Origin of the sequence: Dorea sp. Marseille-P4042 (genome assembly GCF_900290215.1) — a bacterium.
Classification (GTDB): domain Bacteria; phylum Bacillota; class Clostridia; order Lachnospirales; family Lachnospiraceae; genus Dorea; species Dorea formicigenerans.
Genome location: NZ_OLMI01000002.1, coordinates 491830 through 512501, shown reverse-complemented (window position 1 = coordinate 512501; position 20672 = coordinate 491830). Strand labels below are relative to the sequence as shown.

The following is a 20672-nucleotide window of genomic DNA, read 5'->3' as shown; positions in this document are numbered from 1 at the left end:
AAAAAGAGAACCTTATCTTAATAATAAAAGGAAGACGATAGATGTGTTGTGTGATTGTGACACTGATATATGGTGGTGAATTATGGATCAAATGAAAATATATAGGGTAGAACAGAAAAATGAAGAACCGGTAGAGGTACAGATCATCCGCTCATCCAGACGTTCGATGGGACTTCAGGTGAAAGCAGATGGGACGGTCTGTGCCAGAGTTCCGATGCAGGTGATGGATTATGCTGTGCAGGAATTTATTGAGGGACATGCAGAATGGATATTTAAGAAGAGAAAACTGGTTCTTTCAAAAGACAACCGCCCGGATATTGTGTATCTTCCGGAAGTGACAGAAGAAAGCGATAGAGAGCGTATACAGACATTTATAGAAGAAAAGGTATCGCATTACGCATCTGTTATGGGTGTCAGTTATGGACGGATCACTATGCGGAATCAGAAGACCAGGTGGGGAAGCTGCAGCAGTGAAGGAAATCTCAATTTTAATTGCAGACTGTTGTTTGTGCCGGACCGGATCGTGGATTATGTAGTGATCCATGAGCTGGCACACCGCAGATTTATGAATCATTCGAAAGCATTCTGGAAAGAAGTGGAGAAGTATATGCCGGATTACAAAGAGCGGAAGAAACTGCTGTCAAGATTTGCTATAAAGCATTAATTTTTATAGAAATTCACGGTTTTTGCAGGTTTTCCCTACTTTCGAGTATTTCGTGCTGGATTTTCCAGAGTGTTGATTGTATAATAGTACCGATGGTGATATATGGATTACTTATAACTTTAATAATTTAATCCTAGGAGGAAATGAAAATGAATCTGAATTTAAGACCAAAAGAGGAGTGCCAGTTTGACGCAGTATCATTAGGTGAGGTTATGCTTCGTCTTGATCCGGGTGAGGGAAGAATCCGTACAGCAAGAAACTTTCGTGCATGGGAAGGCGGCGGAGAGTACAACGTTGTCCGCGGACTTAGAAGATGCTTCGGTATGAAGACTGCAGTTATCACAGCATTTGCTGATAACGAAGTTGGCAAACTGATGGAGGACTTTATTCTTCAGGGTGGAGTAGATACATCTTTAATTAACTGGAAGAAGACAGACGGAATCGGACGTATCTGCAGAAATGGTATCAACTTTACAGAGCGTGGATTTGGTATCCGTGGTGCAGTAGGATGCTCTGACCGTGCGAATACAGCAATCGCTCAGGCAACAGCGGAAGATTTTGATTTTGATTATATCTTTGGTGAGCTTGGAGTTCGCTGGTTACATACAGGCGGAATCTATGCGGCTCTTTCCGAGCAGTCATGTGAGACTGTACTTGCAGCTATCAAGGCAGCTAAGAAGTATGGAACAATCGTATCTTACGATCTGAACTACCGTCCTTCTATGTGGAGTGCAATCGGTGGACAGGAGAAAGCTCAGAAAGTGAACAAAGAGATCGCAAAATATGTAGACGTTATGATCGGTAACGAGGAAGACTTTACAGCATGCCTCGGATTTGAGATTGAGGGTAACGACAAAGATCTCAAGCAGCTTAATCTTGACGGATACAAGAAGATGATCAATGAAGCAGCTAAGACATACCCGAACTTCAAAGCTGTTGCAACAACTCTTCGTGAGGTTAAGACAGCTACAGTGAACGACTGGAGCGCTATCTGCTGGGCAGATGGAGAAATCCACAAAGCAAAAGACTACAAGGGACTTGAGATCATGGACCGTGTAGGTGGAGGAGACTCTTTCGCATCAGGACTTATCTATGGACTGATGACAACAGAGGATGCAGAGCTTGCAGTTAACTACGGAGCAGCTCACGGAGCACTTGCTATGACAACACCTGGAGACACAACTATGGCCAGCAAGAAAGAAGTAGAAGCTATCATGGGTGGTGCAGGAGCACGAGTTCAGAGATAGTTCATACACTGGTTTTAGCAGAAAGAGTAAATGTTATTCTATGAGGGAATTGACGAAGGGCAGTCCGGCAAAGGTCATAATGACCTTTGCCCTGCCCATTATTTTTGGAAATCTTTTACAACAATTATATAATCTGGCAGATGGTAAAATTGTCAGCACTTATGTAGGGACACAGGCATTTGCAGCAGTTGGTGCAACAGCAGTTATTGCGAATCTGATTATTGGTTTTGTGAATGGAGTGACCCAGGGATTTGGAATTCCGATATCCAGATGTTTTGGAGCAGGAGATTATAAGAATATGCGACGTTATGTGGCAGGAAGTTTTATTATGACAGTTGCAATGACGCTGATTCTTACAGTAGGTGCGCTTCTTGGGATAGAAGGACTTTTGCATATATTGGACACACCGGCAGATATTATGGAAGAGGCACTTCAATATATCCGCATTATTATTATGGGGACAGCATTCATTTCTCTTTACAATTACAGTGCCAATATATTGAGAGCGGTCGGAGAAAGCCGGATTCCGCTTTTATGCCTTGTAGTTGCAGTCATTTTGAACATTTTTCTGGATATTCTTTTTGTGCATACATTTTCCATGGGACTTCGCGGTGCAGCGCATGCGACCAATATTGCCCAGTGTATTGCAGGAGTTCTGTGTATGGCGTACTTGCTTTTTAGGTTCCGGGAACTTGTGCCAAAGGGGCAGGAATGGCAGGTACAGAGAAGAAAGTATCAGGAGATGACCGTATTTGGAATTTCACTTGGTATGATGTCCTGTTTTGTGAGTATCGGTACCGTGATTTTCCAGACTGCAGTAAACAGACTTGGTACGAAGATTGTGACGGCGCATATTGCGGCAAGAAGAATTGAGGAACTGACCAATGTTCCGATGCTGTGTACAGGCATGGCTATGACGACTTATGCCAGCCAGAATCTGGGGGCAGGAGAATATGACCGGATAAAAAAGGGAATCCATCAGGCATTTGTGATCGTACTTGTGCAGGGAGTTATATTTACCACATTTTGCTGGATATTTGGACACCTATTGATTCGTTGGATCACAAGCAGTAATGATACCTATATTTTGGATACGGCATACCGTTATCTGACAAGAAATACGTCATTTTATTTTGTACTTGGACCACTGTTTGTATTGCGTTGTTCTCTTCAGGGGCTGGAACATAAAGTCATTCCGGTGGCGTCCAGTATTCTGGAACTTGTGTTGAAAATAGTATCCACGATCTGGATCGTGCCAGTTTTGGGATACACTGGAGTTATCTATACAGAGCCGATTATCTGGATTTTTATGACATTGATGCTGATTGGCGGATATGTAAGGGCTCTGAAGCAGATCAACGAAGCAGAGCACATAAAAAGTGCAAGAAATGCGAAAGCTGAAAATGAAAAGATAAACGTTGATAACAGATTATAAATGATAAATAACGAAGAAAGGAGGATGGAATCCATATGAAGAAGGTAGAACATTTGATTAAGGAAGTCTATCCGGGCTCCATCGCAGAAGAATTGGAGATTGAACCGGGAGATGTACTGCTGTCGATCAATGATCAGTCAATTGAAGATGTGTTTGATTATCGTTATATGATAAAGGACGAATATATAGAAGTGCTTATTCGCAAACCGGATGGAGAAGAATGGGCTCTGGAAATCGACAAGGATTACGATGACGATCTTGGCATCGAATTCGAGAATCAGTTGATGAGTGATTACAAATCATGCAGCAATAAATGCATTTTTTGTTTTATTGATCAGATGCCGCCGAATATGCGAGAGACCTTATATTTTAAAGATGATGATTCCAGACTTTCTTTCTTACAGGGGAATTATATTACGCTGACTAATATGAAAGAAAAGGACGTAGACCGCATTATCAAGATGCAGCTGGCGCCGATCAACATTTCCGTGCAGACTACGAACCCGGAACTTCGCTGTAAAATGCTGAATAACCGATTTGCAGGAGAAAAGTTGAAATTTTTAGATCGGCTTTATGAAGGTCATGTGGAGATGAATGGTCAGATCGTGTGTTGTAAAGGTGTGAATGACGGAAAAGAGCTGGAACGCACGATGGACGATCTGTCAAAATATCTTCCGTTTATGCGCAGTGTCTCTGTTGTGCCTGCGGGTATCACGAAGTACAGAGACAATCTTTATCCGCTGGAACTTTTTACGAAAGAAGAGGCTGGAGAGATTATTGATATGATCGAGAGCCGTCAGAAAAAATATTATGAAGAATATGGACTTCATTTTATGCATGCAAGCGATGAATGGTATATTACCGCTGGACGTGATTTCCCGGAAGAAGAGCGGTATGACGGATATATCCAGTTGGAAAATGGTGTCGGTATGATGCGGCTTTTCATTACAGAATTCACGGAAGCGCTTGAGCAGGTGAAAAGCAATCCTGGATATCTCAAAATGCGTGAAGAAGTGAAGCGCACGGTCACAATCGCGACCGGAAAATTGACTTACGCAACCATTTGTTCATTTGCAGAGCGTATGATGGAGGCATTTCCGGGACTTCAGATCCATGTATTTGCCATAAGGAATGATTTCTTTGGTGAGACAATTACCGTATCCGGACTGATTACCGGACAGGATCTGACTGCTCAGATAAAAGAGTACCAGGAGAATAGTAGGAAACATTTTGTGGGAAAGATCTCTGATGCGAAGAAATTTGTGGATAACATAGGAAGTGCTGATAAAAATGTGCATGGATTAGGAGAAGATCTCATTATTCCATGTAACATGCTTCGTACCGGAGAAAGGGTATTTTTGGATGACTGGACTGTGGAAGACGTGGAACAGAAGCTCGGAATGCGGCTTATTCCAATAGAATCTGGTGGAGGAGATTTTGTTGAGGCAATTCTGAATCCGGAATATAGTATGGAGCGTACCAATGATAATTTTGTCTATGTAAAGGCGTATGACAGATAATGTAATTGAAAAATAAGTATGACTAAAAAATAACATTAAAAAAAGTAATGAGCCAGAGGGTGCCCAAATAGAAGCGTTGCATTATATAATATATGAGTTGAAAAAATGACTCAGGAGGAAAAGAATGAATACAAAAGAAGCAAAACAGTCTGTTCAGATGGACAAAGCATTGTTTGATTTTTACGGGAAGCCTTCCATTGGACAATCACTGCCGCTTGCGATACAGCACGTACTGGCTATGATCGTCGGCTGCGTAACGCCTTCTATTATCGTGGCAGGCGTAGCAGGTCTTTCACAGGAAGATTCTGTGATTCTTATTCAGGCAGCACTTGTGATGTCTGCATTGACGACATTGATTCAGTTATTTTCGTTTATTAAGACAAAATGGTTCACTATCGGAGCAGGACTTCCGGTCATGATGGGAATCAGTTTCGCATATGTGCCAAGTATGCAGGCAATTGCTGCGGATTTTGATATTGCAACGATTCTTGGAGCGCAGATTGTTGGTGGTATCATTGCACTTTTAGTGGGATTAAATATTAAGAGGATCCGCAAGTTCTTCCCGCCACTTATTACCGGTACGGTAGTGTTTTCTATTGGATTATCTTTGTATCCGACCGCGATCAATTATATGGCTGGAGGAGCCAGCAGTGAAAATTACGGTTCATGGAAGAACTGGCTCGTAGCAATTATTACATTGATTATTGTAACGACACTTAATCATTTTGGAAAAGGTATCTGGAAACTGGCATCTATCTTAATTGGAATTATTGGTGGATATATTGTAGCACTTTGTTTTGGAATGGTAGATTTTTCTTCCGTTGCACAAGCGGCAATCTTCCAGCTTCCGAAGCCGATGCATTTTGGAATTAAGTTTGAGCCTTCATCTTGCGTAGCACTTGGTATTTTGTTTGCTATTAACTCTGTGCAGGCAATTGGAGATTTCTCTGCAACTACAACAGGTTCTATGGATCGTATGCCGACAGATACGGAATTATCCGGTGGTATTGTAGGCTATGGAATCAGCAATATTTTTTGCGCATTTTTTGGTGGACTTCCGACAGCAACTTACAGCCAGAATGTAGGTATTGTGTCTACAACAAAAGTTATCAGCCGCAGAGTGCTTGGAATTGCTGCTGCGATTCTGATGGCGGCCGGATTGATCCCGAAATTTTCATCAATACTGACTACGATTCCTTATTGCGTGCTGGGAGGTGCAACAATTTCTGTATTTGCATCAATTGCAATGACAGGTATGAAGCTGATTACAACAGAGCCGATGGATTTCCGCAATACAACAGTTGTTGGACTTGCAGTTGCAGTCGGCATGGGTGTGACTCAGGCAAGTGCATCACTGGCACAGTTCCCGGACTGGGTAATGACTATATTTGGAAAATCACCGGTAGTTCTTGCAACTATCGTAGCGATTGTGTTAAACTTAACTCTGCCAAAAGCAAAGAAGTAGATTTTGAGTTTGTTGGACGGGGGTTTTTAAAAGAGGGTAACCCTTTTTTGAAGACCCCCGTTTTGTAATGTTTGACTTGAATGATTTTAGGGAAAGTAACAGTTTGTTGGAGAATGTGAATATGGAAGAACAAAAAAGCGGACAAGAATCAGGAAAACAGGGGCAAAAGCCTCATAAGAGAAGAAAGCGTTATTCCGGGACGCATCCGAAAAAGTATGAAGAAAAATATAAGGAATTAAATCCTGAAAAATATGGGGATACGATTGAAAAAGTCATAGGAAAGGGCAGCACTCCGGCAGGTATGCATATTTCCATTTGTGTGCAGGAGATTCTGGATTTTCTGGACATCAAACCGGGACAGCATGGACTGGATGCAACACTTGGCTATGGAGGACACACAAGAAAGATGTTGGAAAAGCTGGAAGGACATGGTCACATTTATGGTCTTGACGTAGATCCGATTGAGTCCGAGAAGACAAAAAAGAGACTGCGTGATCTTGGATATGGAGAAGATATTTTGACTGTGAAATTATGCAATTTTGCAGACATTGACAAAGTGGCAGAAGAACATGGAAAGTTTGACTTTGTACTGGCAGATCTTGGTGTATCCTCTATGCAGATCGATAACCCGGAACGCGGTTTTACTTACAAATTTGACGGACCTTTGGACCTGCGCATGAACCCACAAAAAGGAGAAAGCGCGGCACAGCGTTTGAAAAGCATGGACGCAGAAGAAATAGAAGGAATGCTGGTGGAAAACTCTGATGAACCATACGCAGCAGAGATAACAGAAGTGCTGATGAATTGGAGAAAACACGGGAAATCTCCGGAAACTACAACAGAATTAAAAGAAGCAATCGAAGAAGCTCTGACATTTCTTCCGGAGAAAGAGAAAAAAGAGGCAGTCAAGAAATCATGTCAGAGAACATTCCAGGCACTTCGCATCGACGTGAATCAGGAATTTGAAGTGTTATATGCATTCTTAGATAAACTGCCACAAGTCATGAACCCAGGTGGAAGAATTGCAATCCTGACCTTTCATTCCGGGGAAGACAGACTTGTGAAACGAGCTTTTAAAGAAGGAAAAAAAGCAGGAATTTACAGCGAAATCTGTAAAGACGTGATTCGTCCATCAGCACAGGAATGCGCAAGAAATCCACGCGCAAAATGCACGAAAATGAGATGGGCAATTATTTAACAAAGGACGTAGTGAAATGTTAAAGTACTACGTCCCCATCATTGATTTGCGGTGTCGCCTTTGTGCATTGTGAATAAAAATGGGAAGGATTTTTTATGAAGTATTACCTTGCTCCGCTTGAGGGGATTACAACTTATATATATCGTCGGGCTTATCATCAGCATTTTGCACCGATGGATAAATATTTTACGCCCTTTCTGGTACCACATACGAAGAAGGGGTTCAGTATGAAGGAGAAGAATGATGTGATGCCAGAGCACAGTCCGGGCATGAATCTTGTGCCACAGATTATGAGTAATCAGGCGGAGTCATTTTTACATACGGTTGAGAAACTGAAGGTCTATGGCTATGAAAAGGTGAATCTGAATCTGGGCTGCCCTTCAAAGACAGTTGTGTCTAAAGGGCGTGGTTCTGGATTTCTTGCAGATCCGGACGGATTGGACCGGTTTTTGGATGAGATTTTTAAAAAATGTGATGTGAAAATTTCTATTAAGACAAGAATTGGAAAAGATGATCCGGAAGAATTTGCGCGGCTTCTTGATATTTACAATCAGTATCCGGTAGAGGAACTGATTATTCATCCGCGGGTACAGAAGGATTTTTATAAAAATCAACCGAATCTTGGCGCGTTTCATGATGCGGTGGAGGAAAGTAAGATTCCGCTTTGCTATAACGGAGATATTTTTACGCCAGAAAGTTATGAAGAGATGAAACGGGAATTTCCGAAGGTAGATACCTTTATGCTTGGAAGAGGGATTTTAATGAATCCGGCTCTGCTTGATCTGATCCGTATGAGAGAAAAAACAGATGTGAAAAAGACAACTGATATAGATGTGACTGAGTGGAAAAAAGAAGAAACGTTACGAAAAATGCAGAGTGCAGACAGATATAAAAAGGAAATCCATGCATTTCTTGAACAGATTAAATGTGATTATCTGGAAGTGGGAATGGGTGAGAAAAATACGTTATTTAAGTTAAAAGAGCTGTGGGCATATATGGGACAGAACGCTCCGGAAGCGAAGAAGGCGCTGAAAAGGATCCGGAAATCTCAGAGTATGGCAGATTACGACAGTGCCAGCCGGGAAGCGTTGGAAGATTTCATACTTTTTTAATTGCATATGCTGTAGAAAAGAAGTACAATTAACATCGTGCCGAATAGAGGAGTTTTCGGTGAAGGTACAATGAAAAGTGGATCAGCAGCAAAAGGAAAGGAAGTAAATAGATGGAACAGAAAACAAGAGGCGGGAGAGGCTTCTGGTATATCTGGGGATCTGTGCTTATCAAACTGGGAATTGCATATCTTGTATATATGGCGGCGGTATCACTTCTTGCAGGCGTACATCTGATGCAGATGACAGGTGGAGATGCAGATGCGATGATGCAGATTGCGCAGAGTACAGCACAGTCCGGCAAATTATATGATCAGATCACAAATGAGCTAATGAACTGGGCTGTTTATATTGAGGGCGTGGCAGCGCTGATTACGATTCCAGTCATGTTATTTTTATTTCACAGAGACAGCAGAAAAGAAAAAGAGCTTGGGATTGTAACGGAAAAAGCGTCAATTTGGAAATATATTGCAATTATAGTGATGTTTGCAGTTATGGCACTTGGGCTTAATAATCTGATATTTTTAAGTAATCTGTCAGCAGCGAGTGAAACTTATTCCGATACAATGCAGACTTTATACGGACAGGGATTTGCAGTGCAGATTCTCGTGCTTGGAATTTTGATGCCGACATGTGAAGAACTGGTGTACAGAGGACTTGTCTATAAAAGATTACGTTATACTTCACCGTTTTGGGCAGCGGCTTTGTATTCATCACTCGTATTTGCATTTACCCATGGCAATCTTGTCCAGGGACTTTATGGTTTTATCATGGGCATGATGTTCTGTTATGTGTATGAAAAATATGGTTCTGTGAAAGCACCGATACTTGCGCATATTACAGCGAATATCCTGTCAGTGGTTGGAACGCAGTTCCAATGGTTCGACTGGTTGTTCAAAGATCCGATGCGTGTCGGAATTTCAACAGTGTTATGTGCATTTATTACATCAAGTATTTATGTTATGATTCAGAGATTGAACACAGATACAACTAAAAATAATAGCCAAAACGAGGGGTAGTTATCAGACTACTCCTTTTGCAATCGTAAAACGTCTAATTATCTGACAATTTAAAAAGAAGTTTTTATTTACAAATTTGAAAAATGGGTGTATAGTAGGAAAAAATAAAAAAAATGTAAGAAAGGACTCAGATATTATGAACGGGCAACAGCGACAGAAAAATGCTGGCTTGTATCGTCCTTCGTTTGAACACGATAACTGTGGTATTGGAGCAATCGTCAATATCAAGGGCCAGAAAAGTCACGATACCGTGGCGAATGCATTAAAGATTGTGGAACAATTAGAACATAGAGCGGGCAAAGATGCCGAAGGTAAGACAGGTGATGGAGTAGGAATTCTGTTACAGATTTCTCACAAGTTTTTCACCAAAGTCTGTAAACCTTTCGGCATCTTTTTAGGTTCTGAGAGAGATTACGGCGTAGGTATGTTTTTCTTCCCTCAGGACGAACTGAAAAGAAATCAGGCAAAGAATATCTTTGAAGTGATTGTGGAAAAAGAAGGAATGGAATTCCTGGGCTGGCGAGAAGTACCGGTACATCCGGATGTGCTTGGAAGTCGTGCAGTAGAGTGTATGCCATGCATCATGCAGGGATTTATCAAGCGGCCGGAAAAGGTTGAAAAAGGAATTGACTTCGACAGACGTCTGTATGTGGTACGCCGTGTCTTTGAGCAGAGCAGCGATGATACTTATGTAGCTTCACTGTCAAGCAGAACGATTGCTTATAAGGGAATGTTTCTGGTAGATCAGTTACGTCTCTTTTTTGCAGATCTTCAGGATAAGGATTATGAATCTGCCATTGCACTGGTTCATTCCAGATTCAGTACGAACACGAATCCAAGCTGGGAGAGAGCACATCCGAACCGTTTTATTGTACACAACGGCGAGATTAATACAATCCGTGGTAACCGGGATAAGATGCAGGCAAGAGAGGAAAATATGGAATCTGAAGCTTTAAAAGGAGAACTTCACAAAGTCCTTCCGGCAATCAATGCCACAGGTTCTGACTCCGCTATGCTTGACAATGCCATTGAATTTATGGTCATGAGTGGCATGGAACTTCCGCTGGCAGTTATGATTTCTATTCCGGAGCCGTGGGCAAATAATAAGAGCATGTCCCAGAAGAAGAAAGATTTCTATCAGTACTATGCAACAATGATGGAACCATGGGATGGTCCGGCGTCAATTCTGTTCAGTGATGGAGATTGTATGGGAGCAGTTCTTGATAGAAACGGACTTCGTCCGTCCAGATATTACATTACAGATGATGATCAGTTGATTTTATCATCTGAGGTCGGAGTTATGGATATTGCACCAGAGAAAATCATAGTAAAAGAAAGACTTCGTCCAGGTAAAATGCTTCTGGTCGATACGGTTCAGGGACGTGTCATCGGAGACGAAGAGCTGAAAGAAATGTATGCGGACAGACAGCCTTATGGTGAGTGGCTGGACAGCAATTTGATTGAGCTTAAGAATCTGAAAATTCCGAATCAGTTAGTACCGACCTACAAACCAGAGGATCTTAAGAGACTTCAGAAAGCATTTGGTTATTCTTATGAGGAAGTAGAAACTTCTATCAAAAATATGGCACTCAACGGTGGAGAAGGAACTGCTGCCATGGGTATTGATATACCACTTGCGGTACTTTCGGATAAGCATCAGAACCTGTTCAATTATTTTAAACAGTTATTTGCACAAGTTACGAATCCGCCGATTGACGCAATCCGTGAGGAAGTGGTAACATCCACGACTGTATACATCGGAGCAGACGGAAATCTTCTGGAAGAAAAAGCAGAAAACTGCAAGATGCTCAAGGTCAATAATCCGATCCTTACAAATGTTGACCTTCTGAAGATTAAGAACATGAAACAGGATGGATTCAAAATTGCAGAGATTCCGACTATTTATTATAAAAATTCCAGTCTGGAAAAAGCAATGGATTACCTGTTTATCGAAGTAGATCGTGCAATCCGTGACGGAGCGAATATTTTGATCCTTTCTGACCGTGGTGTTGACGAGTATCATGTGGCTATGCCGTCACTTCTGGCATTGTCCGGACTGCAACAGCATCTGGTGCGCACGAAGAAGAGAACTTCCGTTGCAATCATTCTTGAGACTGGAGAGCCAAGAGAAGTACATCATTTTGCGACATTACTTGGATATGGAGCATGCGCAGTCAATCCATATCTTGCACATGAGACAATCCGTCAGCTTATTGATACAGGTATGCTGCAGAAAGATTATTACGCTGCAGTTGATGATTACAATCACGGAATCTTAAGCGGCATTGTAAAAATTGCTTCTAAAATGGGTATTTCCACAATTCAGTCTTATCAGGGAGCAAAGATTTTCGAGGCCATTGGATTAAAAGAAGAATTTATTAACAGATATTTTACAGATACAGTCAGCCGTGTTGGCGGCATCGGTATTGAGGAGATTGCACAGGATTATCTGGCAAGACATTCTCAGGCATTTGATCCACTTGGACTGGAAGTAGATCTGACACTGGACAGTCTCGGACAACACAAATCCAGAAGCTGTGGCGAGGAACATCTGTACAATCCACGTACGATTCATATGCTTCAACAGTCTACAAGACTTGGCAATTATGAAATGTTTAAGCAGTACACAGATATGGTAAATGAAGAAGGTGCCCACATTAATCTGCGAGGTCAGCTTGATTTTAATTATCCGAAGAAAGGTATTCCGATTGAAGAAGTAGAGAGTGTGGATGAAATCGTTCAGCGATTCAAGACAGGTGCTATGTCCTACGGATCCATTTCCAAGGAGGCACATGAGACGCTTGCAATCGCCATGAACCGTCTGCATGGTAAATCCAACAGTGGTGAAGGCGGTGAAGAAATCGAGCGTCTGGATACAGAAAAATGTTCTGCAATTAAGCAAGTCGCTTCCGGACGATTTGGTGTAACGAGCAGATATCTTGTCAGCGCAAAAGAGATTCAGATTAAAATGGCACAGGGTGCAAAACCAGGAGAAGGTGGACATCTTCCAGGAGGAAAGGTCTATCCGTGGATTGCCAAGACAAGACATTCTACGCCAGGTGTCAGCCTGATTTCACCACCACCGCATCACGATATTTACTCTATCGAGGATCTGGCACAGCTCATTTATGACTGTAAAAATGCAAATAAAGACGCAAGGATTTCCGTAAAACTTGTATCTGAAGCAGGTGTTGGAACTGTCGCAGCCGGTGTTGCAAAAGCAGGAGCCGGACTGATCCTGATCTCTGGATATGACGGAGGAACCGGAGCGGCGGCTAAGAGTTCTATCCACAATGCAGGACTTCCTTGGGAGCTTGGACTTGCGGAAACACATCAGACATTGATCCAAAATGGACTGCGTGAACGTGTCCGTATTGAGACAGATGGAAAATTGATGAGTGGTCGTGACGTGGCAATTGCAGCAATCCTTGGAGCAGAAGAATTTGGATTTGCGACAGCACCACTTGTAACTATGGGATGCGTTATGATGCGGGTATGTAATTTGGATACATGTCCGGTTGGTGTGGCAACACAGAATCCGGAACTTCGCAAGAACTTCCGCGGAAAACCGGAATACGTCATCAACTTTATGAGATTCATCGCACAGAATCTGCGCGAATATATGGCAAAATTAGGTGTTCGTACGATTGATGAACTGGTTGGAAGGACTGACCTTCTGAAAGTCAAAGAAGTGCCGACATCTGATCGTGCAGCAACACTGGATTTAAGTCAGATCCTGCAAAACCCTTATGAGGGAACAAAGACACCAATGACTTATAATCCAAAGAAGATTTATGATTTCGAACTGGAGAAGACTCTGGACGAAAGAGTCCTTGTAAAAGAACTGCTTCCGGCACTTGAAAAGCATCAGAAGAGAAGCCTGGAAGTCGATGTCACGAACACCAACCGTACATTTGGAACAATTTTCGGATCAGAAATTACAAGAAGATATCCGGAAGGCGTAGAGGAAGACAGTTATGTGATCAAATGTACCGGAGCAGGCGGTCAATCATTTGGTGCATTTATTCCAAAGGGTCTGACACTGGAACTTGTAGGAGACGGCAATGATTATTTTGGTAAAGGTCTTTCAGGCGGAAAACTGATCGTGTATCCACCGAAGGGTGTTACATTTAAACACGAAGAGAATATTATAATAGGAAATGTTGCACTTTACGGAGCAACCAGTGGTAAAGCTTTTATCAATGGTGTGGCAGGTGAGCGTTTTGCAGTCCGAAACTCTGGCGCAAAAGCAGTTGTAGAAGGTGTTGGTGATCATGGATGTGAGTACATGACCGGCGGATGCGTTGTTGTTCTTGGCAAGACTGGAAAGAACTTTGCAGCCGGAATGAGCGGCGGTGTCGCTTATGTACTGGATCTGAACAGTGATCTTTATAAGAATATTAATAAGCAGATGGTAAATATTGAACGAGTAACTTCGAAGTTTGAAATCAACGAGTTGAAAGAAATGATCGAAGAGCATGTGGCTTATACGAATTCTGAGAGCGGAAAAGAAATTCTGGATCACTTTACCGATTATCTGCCGAAATTTAAGAAAATCATTCCGATTGATTACGAGAAAATGCTTTCTACTATCGTTCAGATGGAAGAACAGGGCATGAGCAGTGAGCAAGCTAGAATTGAAGCATTTTACGCAATTAAAGAAGGAAGAAGATAGGGGGCGGACAACGTGGGAAAACCAACAGGATTTATGGAATATGAAAGACAGGATAAGCCGGCAGAGTCACCGAAGGAGCGAATCAAGCATTTCCGCGAATTCCACACACCTTTGTCAAAAGAAGAACAGGAGCGCCAAGGTGCAAGATGTATGGCGTGTGGCGTTCCGTTCTGCCAGGCAGGACAGATGATTATGGGGATGGCAAGTGGCTGCCCTCTCCATAACCTGGTGCCGGAGTGGAATGATCTGATTTACCACGGCAACTGGGAAGAGGCTTATTATAGGTTAAAAAAGACGAATAATTTTCCGGAATTCACTTCCAGGGTATGTCCTGCACTTTGTGAGGCAGCATGTACATGTGGACTCAACGGAAATGCAGTATCATCAAAAGCGAATGAGTACAGTATTATTGAAAATGCTTACGAAAAAGGATACGCTGCGGCAAGACCGGTGAAAGTCAGAACCGGAAAGAAAGTAGCTGTTGTGGGATCAGGACCGTCTGGACTTGCTGTGGCAGATATGCTGAACCGCAGAGGACATAGCGTGACAGTGTTTGAACGGGAAGACAAAGTCGGAGGACTTCTTCGTTACGGAATTCCAAACATGAAACTGGAAAAACAGTATATTGACCGTAAGGTAAATATTATGGAAGAAGAAGGAATTACGTTTGTAACAAATTGCAATATTGGTAAAGACAAAAAAGCTTCTTCTATATTAAAAGAGTTTGACCGTGTAGTTCTCTGCTGTGGAGCTTCTCATCCAAGAGATATTAAAGCACCGGGACGGGACGCAAAAGGAATTTATTTTGCAGTCGATTTCCTGAAGTCCACGACAAAAGCATTGTGGGCAAATGATATGAAACTGGTGGATGGCACATACATTTCTGCAAAGGGAAAACACGTTATCGTTATTGGCGGAGGTGATACGGGAAATGACTGTATCGGAACTTCTATGAGACATGGCGCAAAATCTGTTCTTCAAGTAGAAATGATGCCCAAAGCACCAGACACTCGTGCAGATAACAACCCGTGGCCGGAGTGGCCAAAAGTCTGCAAAACAGACTATGGCCAGGAAGAAGCAGCGGCAGTCTTCGGACATGATCCGCGTGTATATCAGACAACGGTCAAAGAGTTCATCAAAGATAAGGAAGGAAATCTCTGCAAGGTCACACTTGTGAAGCTGGAGCCGAAGAAAGACGAGAAAACCGGACGCATGATGATGACTGAGATACCGGGAACTGAGTATACAGTACAGGCAGATCTTGTACTTATTGCAGCAGGATTTCTTGGAAGTGAAGAATATGTGACAAAAGCATTTGGCGTGGAAGTCAATGCGCGTACAAATGTGGCAACACCGGCAGGTGAGTATCATACAAATGTGGAGCGGGTGTTCACAGCGGGAGATATGCACAGAGGTCAGTCACTGGTTGTATGGGCAATCCGCGAAGGAAGAGAAGCCGCACAGGAAATCGATGTCAGCCTGATGGGATATACGAATATGAATGTACAGTAACAAAATAAGTATCGGGTGAGAACTTCAAACAAGCTTGATTTCTCACCCCATATTTATTTTCCTGCATGGCTTGACTGATCCAAATGTTACAAAAATGTTAAAAAATATTGCAAATATGTACTGACTCATGTATAATAACATCTAGATGTAGTAGCAAAACTATATAAAATTGTATACATTTGAGTGAGGAAGTTTTTATATGAATAAATTTGGAAGAAGAATACTGACAGCATTAATTACGAGCAGTTTAGTAGTTACACCGGTTTTGGCAGCACCTTCAGTAGATGATCTTCAGAAGAGTAAGGCATCAGCGCAAAGTGAAGTGAACTCACTTCAGTCACAGCTTCAGAGTATTGTAAGTAAGATTACTCAATTGGAAGCTGATCTTACAACAAAGGGTGAAGAGATTATTCAGGCGCAGGCAGATCTGGAGCAGGCACAGGAAGACGAGAAGACACAGTATGCGGCTATGAAGCTTCGCATCAAGTATATGTATGAGGCTGGTGATGCAACAGCGCTTGAATCACTGGTAAGCTCAGAAGATTTTTCGGATCTGTTAAGTAAAGCTGAGTATGTTCAAAGTGTACATGGATATGATCGCGACAAGCTGGAAGAATATGTTGCAACTAAGCAGAAGATTGCTGATCTGAAGGAACAGCTTGAGACAGAGCAGTCACAGCTTGAGAGCATGCAGACAGAATATGAGACAGAAGAGTCTAATCTGACAACTCTGATTGATTCAAAACAGGCAGAAGTAGCAGATCTTGATTCACAGATTCAGGAAGCGGCAGAGAAGGCGGCGAAAGAAGAGGAAGAGCGTCAGAAGAAAGCAGAAGAGGAAAGACAGAAACAACTTCAGGCAGCATCTCAGAATAGTACAACAACGAATAGTAATTCTGGCAACTCCAATAGTTCAAGCAGCTCCAATAGTAATAAAGGCAACAGCAGCTCGAATCCAAGCAGTTCCAGTAACAAAGGAAACAGCAGTTCATCATCAAGCAGCAGTTCTGGTAGTTACGTATCCGGAAGTACAGTATCCCGTGCATATTCAGCACTTGGAAAACCGTATGTATGGGGAGCGGCAGGACCGAATTCTTTCGATTGTTCCGGACTTGTAAGTTTCTGTCTGACAGGAAGATATTCACATACATATAGCTCCAGTGATTTCGTTGGATTGACTAAGGTAAGTAATCCACAGCCAGGAGATATTTGTGTAAGAGTTGGGCATGTAGGTGTTTATATAGGTGGAGGTCAGATGATTCATGCACCACACACAGGAGATGTAGTGAAAATATCTGCAGTACCATCTAATATGTGGTACGTTCGTCCATAAAGTATATAAGAAAATGAATAATTTAATGCCAGTTTTTTTTGAAAGGACTGGCATTTGTCATATACAAGATCATATCTAGACATATTTGATGGAATTGTATCTGAAATGGTAAAAAAATGAACACAAAATGATAAAGATTGCGTCAAATTTGTAGCGGGTTGCGTAAACTATGAAAAATGTGTATAATAACGATGGGGCGTTTTCGAAAGAAAAATAATTAAAAGAGGGAAGATGAATATGAACAAAATAGGTAAGAGAATTCTGGCGGCGGCAGTTGCCAGTTCTGTACTTGTGACACCGGTTTTTGCAGATCCATCTGTTGACGATTTGAAAAAGAGCAAAGAGTCCGCACAGAATGAAGTAAGTTCACTCCAGACACAGCTTAATACAGTAGTGGGAAAGATTACGGAGCTGGAGTCTCAACTTAGCAGTAAAGGTGAAGAGATTATTCAGGCACAGTCAGATCTGGAAGATGCCGAGGCAGAAGAACAGAAACAGTATGCAGATATGAAGGTTCGTATTAAGTATATGTACGAAGCTGGTGATCAGAGTGCTGTAGAAAGCTTAGTTGGTTCAGAGGATTTCTCTGATATGGTCAACAAAGCGGAATATGTAAGTAATGTACATAATTACGACAGACAGAAATTACAGGAGTACGTAGAGACAAAGCAGAAGATTTCTGATCTGAAAGATCAATTGGAAGAAGAACAGTCACAGCTTGAAAGTATGCAGACAGAGTATGAGTCACAGGAGTCGAAACTTGATAACCTGATCGCATCTAAGCAGGCAGAGGTGTCTGATCTGGATCAGCAGATCGAAGAAGCTGAGCGTAAGGCGGCGGAAGAAGAGCTGAAGAGACAGCAGGAAGAAGCAGCAAGACAGGCAGCGGCAGCAGAAACAGCAAGACAGCAGGCTGCATCGAACAGGAATAATTCTTCCAGCTCATCAAGCAATAGCTCAAGTAATAGCAATAAGGGAAATAGTTCCAATAAAGGAACAAGCAACAATGCTCCAAGTTATGTATCAGGAGACGCAGTGTCCCGTGCGTATTCTGCACTTGGAAAACCGTATGTATGGGGAGCGACAGGACCGAATTCCTTTGACTGTTCAGGTCTTGTAGGTTTCTGCCTGACAGGTAGATATTCACGTTCCTGCACATCAGCGTCATTGAATGCCCTTCCGACAGTGAGTAACCCACAGCCTGGAGATGTGTGTGTAAGATCCGGACACTGTGGAATTTACATTGGAAATGGTCAGATGATCCATGCACCACATACAGGTGATGTAGTAAAAGTAGCAAGTGTCCCTTCTAATATGAGAATCGTACGTCCTTAATAAAAGAATATTGAATTTATTTGCCAGGATTTCTTTTGAATCCTGGCATTTTTAATATCATGATGCCAGTGGGAGTGCAAAGCACGGAACAATCCGCAGGAATCATAGTTGGGGCTTTTGCCCCCAACATCTTTAGAAAATTACAATTTCCATGATATAAAAACTCCGAGGCATTCTTGAATTGAGTCATATTTGAACCATAGGTGAGTCACATTTGAAAATATAAAATATACAAAAATCTAATATGATGTTTTTGAAAAACCCTTGCATTCGCAAGGGTTTTATGATATCATTTTAAGGTCGCAAAAAAGCACGCACATGGCTGTCTGAGACGGTGCCAGTCAAAAGAAAGAGACTGGTTTCAAGGACGTATACCGGTGCGGAAGTAAAAAAACCAATTGGAGGAAAGAAACATGAGCGTTATTTCAATGAAGCAGCTTTTAGAAGCAGGTGTTCACTTTGGACATCAGACAAGAAGATGGAACCCTAAGATGGCTCCTTACATCTACACAGAGAGAAATGGTATCTATATCATCGACTTACAGAAATCTGTAGGAAAAGTTGATGAGGCTTACTATGCAGTATCTGATATTGCAGCACAGGGCGGAACAATCCTTTTCGTAGGAACAAAGAAACAGGCTCAGGATGCAATCAAAGTAGAAGCAGAGCGCTGCGGAATGTATTATGTAAATGAGAGATGGCTTGGAGGAATGCTTACAAACTTCAAGACAATCAAGAGCAGAATTGCCCGTCTCAAAGAGATTGAGAGAATGTCTGAGGATGGAACATTTGATGTACTGCCTAAGAAAGAAGTTATCCAGATCAAAAAAGAGTGGGAGAAACTTGAGAAGAACCTTGGCGGAATCAAAGAGATGAAGAAAATCCCGGATGCTATCTTCGTAGTAGATCCTAAGAAAGAGAGAATCTGTGTTCAGGAGGCTCACACACTTGGAATTCCACTTATCGGTATCGCTGATACAAACTGTGATCCAGAAGAGCTTGACTATGTTATCCCAGGAAATGACGATGCAATCCGTGCAGTAAAATTGATCGTTTCTAAGATGGCAGATGCTGTTATCGAAGCTAATCAGGGCGAGGCTGGCGCTGACGTATACGAGGAAGCTGAAGCAGCTGAAGAAGTAGCAGAGGCAACAGAAGAGTAAGAACCAGATAATATTGATTAATTACATTAATTAATTGGAGGACAAAAAAGATGGCAGTTACAGCTAGTATGGTAAAAGAATTAAGAGAGATGACCGGAGCAGGAATGATGGACTGCAAAAAGGCACTTTCTGCAACAGATGGTGATTTTGACAAAGCTATTGAATTCCTTCGTGAGAAGGGACTTGCTACTGCTGAGAAGAAAGCAGGAAGAATTGCCGCTGAAGGACTTGTAGCAACAACTATCAAAGATGGTGATAAAGTTGCAGCAATCGTAGAAGTTAATGCTGAGACAGACTTCGTAGCAAAGAATGAAGTATTCCAGACATTTGTTAAAGAAGTTGTTGAGCAGGCAGCAGACACAGATGCAGCTGATATCGATGCATTCAAGGCTGAGAAATGGGCACTTGATACATCTATGACAGTAGATGAGAAACTTGCAGCTATGATCGCTAAGATTGGTGAGAACATGAACATCAGAAGATTTGAGAAAATCGTATCTGAGGATGGAATCGTTGTATCTTACATCCACGCAGCAGGAAAGATCGGCGTTTTAGTAGAAGCTAAGACAGAGAGCAATGACGAGAGAGTTAAAGAGGCTCTTAAGAACGTTGCTATGCAGGTAGCAGCTCTGAATCCGAAGTATGTATCTACTGATGATGTACCGGAAGAGTACAAAGAGCACGAGAAAGAGATTCTTATCGCTCAGGCTAAGAATGATCCTAAGAATGCTAACAAGCCAGAGAACATCATCGAGAAGATGATTACTGGACGTCTTGCAAAAGAGCTCAAAGAGATCTGCCTGTTAGAGCAGGAGTATGTAAAAGCTGAGAACAAAGAGACAGTTGCTAAGTATCTTGAGATGGTATCCAAAGAAGTTGGAACACCTGTAGAGCTTAAGAGATTCGTTCGTTTCGAGACTGGTGAAGGTCTTGAGAAAAAGAATGAGGACTTTGCAGCAGAAGTTGCAGCTCAGATGAACGCATAATCTTACAGTTC

The 20672-nt window shown here is 42.1% G+C and carries 14 protein-coding genes; all 14 read left to right on the top strand.

Annotation, left to right across the window (positions count from 1 at the left end; genetic code table 11):
* The first annotated feature begins 82 nt into the window (after nucleotides 1–82).
* The 14 genes from C7E02_RS07890 (at nucleotide 83) to tsf (ending at nucleotide 20661) form a co-directional block, all read left to right on the top strand.
* Nucleotides 83–664, top strand: a complete 582-nt coding sequence (locus C7E02_RS07890; RefSeq protein ID WP_005340114.1) for a M48 family metallopeptidase — start codon at nucleotides 83–85, stop codon at nucleotides 662–664.
* A 149-nt stretch (nucleotides 665–813) separates the two neighbouring features.
* Nucleotides 814–1911 (top strand): sugar kinase, encoded by a 1098-nt coding sequence (locus C7E02_RS07885; RefSeq protein ID WP_105309253.1) that lies wholly within the window; start codon nucleotides 814–816, stop codon nucleotides 1909–1911.
* A gap of 40 nt (nucleotides 1912–1951) precedes the next feature.
* Nucleotides 1952–3346: an MATE family efflux transporter gene (locus tag C7E02_RS07880; RefSeq protein WP_105309252.1), complete on the top strand. Its 1395-nt coding sequence runs from the start codon at nucleotides 1952–1954 to the stop codon at nucleotides 3344–3346.
* 35 nt (nucleotides 3347–3381) lie between these two features.
* A complete protein-coding gene (locus C7E02_RS07875; RefSeq protein WP_105309251.1) occupies nucleotides 3382–4866 on the top strand; it encodes a DUF512 domain-containing protein in 1485 nt (494 codons plus the stop codon).
* A 124-nt stretch (nucleotides 4867–4990) separates the two neighbouring features.
* Nucleotides 4991–6331 (top strand): uracil-xanthine permease family protein, encoded by a 1341-nt coding sequence (locus C7E02_RS07870; protein WP_105309250.1) that lies wholly within the window; start codon nucleotides 4991–4993, stop codon nucleotides 6329–6331.
* A 121-nt stretch (nucleotides 6332–6452) separates the two neighbouring features.
* Nucleotides 6453–7529, top strand: coding sequence for a 16S rRNA (cytosine(1402)-N(4))-methyltransferase RsmH (gene rsmH / locus C7E02_RS07865; RefSeq protein ID WP_005335670.1), 1077 nt, complete (start codon nucleotides 6453–6455; stop codon nucleotides 7527–7529).
* A 95-nt stretch (nucleotides 7530–7624) separates the two neighbouring features.
* Entirely contained in the window at nucleotides 7625–8641 is a 1017-nt protein-coding gene (locus C7E02_RS07860; RefSeq protein ID WP_105309249.1) for a tRNA dihydrouridine synthase, read from the top strand.
* Between the two features lie 110 nt (nucleotides 8642–8751).
* Nucleotides 8752–9657 (top strand): CPBP family intramembrane glutamic endopeptidase, encoded by a 906-nt coding sequence (locus tag C7E02_RS07855; protein WP_005340101.1) that lies wholly within the window; start codon nucleotides 8752–8754, stop codon nucleotides 9655–9657.
* Between the two features lie 136 nt (nucleotides 9658–9793).
* On the top strand, nucleotides 9794–14332 hold the full coding sequence (gltB, locus tag C7E02_RS07850; RefSeq protein WP_022278763.1) for a glutamate synthase large subunit: 4539 nt from the start codon (nucleotides 9794–9796) through the stop codon (nucleotides 14330–14332).
* Between the two features lie 12 nt (nucleotides 14333–14344).
* Nucleotides 14345–15844 (top strand): glutamate synthase subunit beta, encoded by a 1500-nt coding sequence (locus C7E02_RS07845; RefSeq protein WP_005340097.1) that lies wholly within the window; start codon nucleotides 14345–14347, stop codon nucleotides 15842–15844.
* A gap of 199 nt (nucleotides 15845–16043) precedes the next feature.
* Nucleotides 16044–17177, top strand: coding sequence for a coiled-coil domain-containing protein (locus tag C7E02_RS07840; RefSeq protein WP_005340091.1), 1134 nt, complete (start codon nucleotides 16044–16046; stop codon nucleotides 17175–17177).
* 237 nt (nucleotides 17178–17414) lie between these two features.
* Complete coding sequence (locus C7E02_RS07835; RefSeq protein WP_105309248.1) at nucleotides 17415–18512, top strand: coiled-coil domain-containing protein; 1098 nt, start codon at nucleotides 17415–17417, stop codon at nucleotides 18510–18512.
* Nucleotides 18513–18925: 413 nt separating this feature from the next.
* On the top strand, nucleotides 18926–19675 hold the full coding sequence (gene rpsB, locus C7E02_RS07830) for a 30S ribosomal protein S2 (protein ID WP_022278765.1): 750 nt from the start codon (nucleotides 18926–18928) through the stop codon (nucleotides 19673–19675).
* A gap of 50 nt (nucleotides 19676–19725) precedes the next feature.
* The gene (gene tsf, locus C7E02_RS07825) at nucleotides 19726–20661 is read left to right on the top strand and encodes a translation elongation factor Ts (protein ID WP_105309247.1); all 936 of its coding nucleotides are present in this window, start codon (nucleotides 19726–19728) and stop codon (nucleotides 20659–20661) included.
* Nucleotides 20662–20672: the final 11 nt, after the last annotated feature.

Excerpts from the sequence above, each read along its gene's own strand:
- C7E02_RS07890 (WP_005340114.1), top strand. The coding sequence starts at position 83 with ATGGATCAAATGAAAATATATAGGGTAGAACAGAAAAATGAAGAACCG.
- C7E02_RS07885 (WP_105309253.1), top strand. The coding sequence starts at position 814 with ATGAATCTGAATTTAAGACCAAAAGAGGAGTGCCAGTTTGACGCAGTA.
- C7E02_RS07880 (WP_105309252.1), top strand. The coding sequence starts at position 1,952 with ATGAGGGAATTGACGAAGGGCAGTCCGGCAAAGGTCATAATGACCTTT.
- C7E02_RS07875 (WP_105309251.1), top strand. The coding sequence starts at position 3,382 with ATGAAGAAGGTAGAACATTTGATTAAGGAAGTCTATCCGGGCTCCATC.
- C7E02_RS07870 (WP_105309250.1), top strand. The coding sequence starts at position 4,991 with ATGAATACAAAAGAAGCAAAACAGTCTGTTCAGATGGACAAAGCATTG.
- rsmH (WP_005335670.1), top strand. The coding sequence starts at position 6,453 with ATGGAAGAACAAAAAAGCGGACAAGAATCAGGAAAACAGGGGCAAAAG.
- C7E02_RS07860 (WP_105309249.1), top strand. The coding sequence starts at position 7,625 with ATGAAGTATTACCTTGCTCCGCTTGAGGGGATTACAACTTATATATAT.
- C7E02_RS07855 (WP_005340101.1), top strand. The coding sequence starts at position 8,752 with ATGGAACAGAAAACAAGAGGCGGGAGAGGCTTCTGGTATATCTGGGGA.
- gltB (WP_022278763.1), top strand. The coding sequence starts at position 9,794 with ATGAACGGGCAACAGCGACAGAAAAATGCTGGCTTGTATCGTCCTTCG.
- C7E02_RS07840 (WP_005340091.1), top strand. The coding sequence starts at position 16,044 with ATGAATAAATTTGGAAGAAGAATACTGACAGCATTAATTACGAGCAGT.
- C7E02_RS07835 (WP_105309248.1), top strand. The coding sequence starts at position 17,415 with ATGAACAAAATAGGTAAGAGAATTCTGGCGGCGGCAGTTGCCAGTTCT.
- rpsB (WP_022278765.1), top strand. The coding sequence starts at position 18,926 with ATGAGCGTTATTTCAATGAAGCAGCTTTTAGAAGCAGGTGTTCACTTT.
- tsf (WP_105309247.1), top strand. The coding sequence starts at position 19,726 with ATGGCAGTTACAGCTAGTATGGTAAAAGAATTAAGAGAGATGACCGGA.